Below are 3,250 nucleotides of genomic sequence, written 5' to 3'. Positions count from 1 at the left end.
GGGGTGGGGAGCGTCGCGGCGGGCACGGGCCGGCCCGCGAGGATGCGCCCGACGTGGGCGAACCACGGAGCCGCGACCACCATCCCGGCCACGGCCATCGCCAGGGAGAGTTGCTTGACCGGGACGTCGAAGGTCATGTTGAGCAGAAAGACGACGGCCATGGCCGCGGCGGCGAGGAGGCCACCCAGCCAGGCCGTGCGACGGAAGAGCAGAAGCGCCGCGGCGGTGACCTCGGCCAGACCGGCCAGAACCTGGACCACCGGGGAGAACGCCATGAACCGCCAGAGGAACCCCATCGGGCTCATCTCGCCGAACGCGGTCAGGGCGTCCCCGTAATCGGCGACCCCCATCTGCATGAGGAACACCTTGGGCCACCCGTAGACCAGCAGCACGAGGGCGAGCCAGAGTCGAAGGAGCCAGTGGGCGATCCACCCCGCCGTGACCCACCAGCGCGGGCCGGGGTCAGCAGTCGTGGAGACGGTGGTGGATACACCGTCGACGGAAGGAGGTGTCGACGAGACGGATCCCTGGGTCATGACGCCGATAGTACGAACCCTGAGAACGCCCTCGTACGTCTCAGGGTCTGTCCCGAGGGGGACGATCTCGCCACCCCGCCGGCGCGGCTCTACAACTGCTTGTGCGGAATCCCGTTGATCGTTCCGCCGTCCACCACGAACTCGGTGGCGGTGGCGTAGGAGGACTCGTCCGAGGCGAGGAACAGCACGAAGTTGGCCAGGTCGTCGACAGTGCCCAGTCGGCCCAGGGGGATGGGGATCATGTCGTCCGGGATGCCCTCCGCGATGGGCGTGCGGACGAGACCGGGGTGTAGCGAGTTACAGCGGATGCCGTGCGGTGCGAGTTCGAGCGCGACCGACTTGGTCAGCCCCCGGACGGCCCACTTCGCCGCCACGTACCCGTGCGCCCACGGGGTGCCCCGCATCCCCTCGATCGACGAGACGTTGATGATCGAACCACGCCCGGCGGCGATCATCGCCTCCGTGACCGCCTGGCACCCGTAGAAGGTGCCCGAGAGATTGACGTCGAGGATCTGCTGCCACTTGTCGTGCCTGAACTTGTGCAGTTCGGCGCCGTTGACGATCCCGGCGTTGTTGACCAGCACATCGACCCCGCCCCAGTCGGCGACGGTCTCCTCGACGACGGCCTTCCACTGGTCCGGGTCGGATACGTCGAGGTGACGGTAGCGCGCACTCGCCCCGAGCTCGGCCGCCACGGCCTCGCCCTGCTCGTCCAGCACGTCGGTGAGCACGACCCTCGCGCCCTCCTCGACGAGGCGGCGCGCGTCGGCCTCACCCATCCCCCGCGCGGCCCCCGTGATGATGGCGACCTTGCCCTCGACCCGACCCATGATGACTCCCTCTCCTCGTGAACAACTGTGGTGCTGAGGCCGGTCGTCGGCTCAGCGGGTACCGACGATGCCCGGCGCGCCGGTGAGCGGCAGATCCAGCGTCGTGGTCAATCCCGGCGCCGCGGCCACGACGGCGGGTACGGCGTTGACCACCCTGCCGACCCCGGCGAGGATCGCCGAGTAGTTGTGGTCGCCGTCCGCGCTCTGCGCGGCCAGGTCGAGGACGTACGAGGGCTCGCCGATCACCTCGACGCGGTACGAGTGCCCCTCCTGGACCGCGTACGGCCAGTCCGGCCGCAGGTCGTCCCGGGTCCGGGTGACGTGTTCGACCACGATGGCGGGCTCGCCCGCCACCATGCCGGTGATCTGGAAGCGGAACCCCGCCTGGGTGCCCTCGGCGATGGTGCAGGCCGCGACCTCGTAGGTCTCCGGGGCGGGTTCGCGCTCGACGTGTTCGGTGATCTCGTCCACCTCCACGCCCAACCCGGCGGCGAGCAGGTGGATCGACGCACCCCACCCCGCCGTCAACACCCCGGGCAGGAACAGCAGTGGGGTCTGGTCGAGCGGGGTGCCGAATCCCATCACGTCGACCATCGACTCGGTGGAGTCGTAGGTCGCGTAGTCGGAGAACTCGGTGCAACGGACCTGGCGCACCTCGCGGCAGGTGCCGGTGATCGCGAGCGGGAGGAGGTCGTTGGTGAACCCCGGGTCCACGCCGGTGACGAAGAGGGTGGCACCGCCTTCCAGGGCCGCGGCCTCGAGCTTGGCGCGCGCGCTGTCGGGGACGCCCGCGGCGGGGTTGATGAGCGGAGTGGGCGCGGTGCCCGCCACGTTGATCCCGGCGGCGAGGTACTCGCGGATGTCGCGCGCGGCCTCCACCGGCCGGGTGTCGCTCATCGCGCAGTAGACCACGCAGTCGGGCGCCGCGGCCACGATGTCGGCATGGTCCGTGGTGGCGGTGACACCCGTGACCACCTCGAGACCGGCGAGCTCACCCGCGTCCCGGCCCGCCTTCTCGGCGGAGTGCACCCAGACGCCCACCAGGTCGAAGCGCGGGTCCTCGACCAGCTGGCGCAGGGCGATCGCCCCGGCGTTCCCGGTGGCGATCTGCGCGACCCGGATGGCCATGTGTTCCCTCCCGACGTGAGGCGGCGTGCGGTGGCGCGCGCCTGCTCGCGGCGGACGCTACCAGAGCGTGACGCCTGATCGGGGTCAATTCGGACACGTGACCGGACAGTTGTCCGGTCACGTGTTGGCGGAGCGTCAGCCGATGACGACGCCGCAGGCGATCCGGCTGCCTCCGTCACCGGCCATGAGCGTGTCCTCGTCGGGCCCCTCCGGCGCGTAACGCTCCGGGATGTGCGCGAGGTTGTCCGGGTCCTCGTGGATCATCACGGCCGTGCCGTCGTCGTCCAGCAGGAGCTCACGGTCCAGCCGGTCGGTCAGGGTGGTGATGCGCGCGGTCCCGTCGCCCGCCACGTACAGCGGGGGAAGATCGCCGGCGTGGTCGGGATGGCTGGCCTCGTCGTCCGGACCGACCAGGTGTCCACCGGCCGAGAGGAACGCCCCCCGCTCCTCGGGGTCGTTGGGATTAACACTGTCCGGCTCGCACAGTCCGGTCGTGTGGATGTGCAGGCCGTGGAAGCCGGGCTCCAATCCGGCGGCCTCGACGGTGACCAGGGTCCCGCCGTCGACCTCGACGAACTCCACCGTGCCGAGCGATCCGCCCTCGGGGTCCACGAGGTCGGCGGTCGCGAAGGCCTGGCCGCCCTGCTGCTCATCCCCGCCCCCCGCACCGGCGGTCGTGGCGGCGGTGTCCTGCGGGCTGGCGGCCCCCTCGTCGGCAGGCGACTCCTCCCCTGTCCCGCACGAGGCGGCCAGGAC

At 70.9% G+C, this 3,250-nt stretch carries 3 protein-coding genes and 1 pseudogene; all 4 read right to left on the bottom strand.

The genetic code is table 11. The annotated features are described in order from the left end of the window. Nucleotides 1–536, bottom strand: a pseudogene (locus tag IY392_RS11540) (hypothetical protein); the annotation flags it as partial. 89 nt (nt 537–625) lie between these two features. Further along, entirely contained in the window at nt 626–1,366 is a 741-nt protein-coding gene (locus IY392_RS11535) for a glucose 1-dehydrogenase (protein WP_182612355.1), read from the bottom strand. Nucleotides 1,367–1,417: 51 nt separating this feature from the next. After that, the gene (locus tag IY392_RS11530) at nt 1,418–2,494 is read right to left on the bottom strand and encodes a diacylglycerol kinase (protein ID WP_194861304.1); all 1,077 of its coding nucleotides are present in this window, start codon (nt 2,492–2,494) and stop codon (nt 1,418–1,420) included. A gap of 135 nt (nt 2,495–2,629) precedes the next feature. Further along, nucleotides 2,630–3,250, bottom strand: a 621-nt coding sequence (locus tag IY392_RS11525; protein ID WP_194861303.1) for a superoxide dismutase family protein, incomplete at its 5' end; no start/stop codon positions are given.

This window comes from Dietzia sp. SYD-A1, assembly GCF_015356725.1.
GTDB lineage: Bacteria > Actinomycetota > Actinomycetes > Mycobacteriales > Mycobacteriaceae > Dietzia.
This window is presented reverse-complemented; position numbering and strand designations above follow the sequence as displayed.

Coding starts and splice junctions, on each gene's coding strand:
- IY392_RS11535 (WP_182612355.1), bottom strand. CDS start 1,366: ATGGGTCGGGTCGAGGGCAAGGTCGCCATCATCACGGGGGCCGCGCGG.
- IY392_RS11530 (WP_194861304.1), bottom strand. CDS start 2,494: ATGGCCATCCGGGTCGCGCAGATCGCCACCGGGAACGCCGGGGCGATC.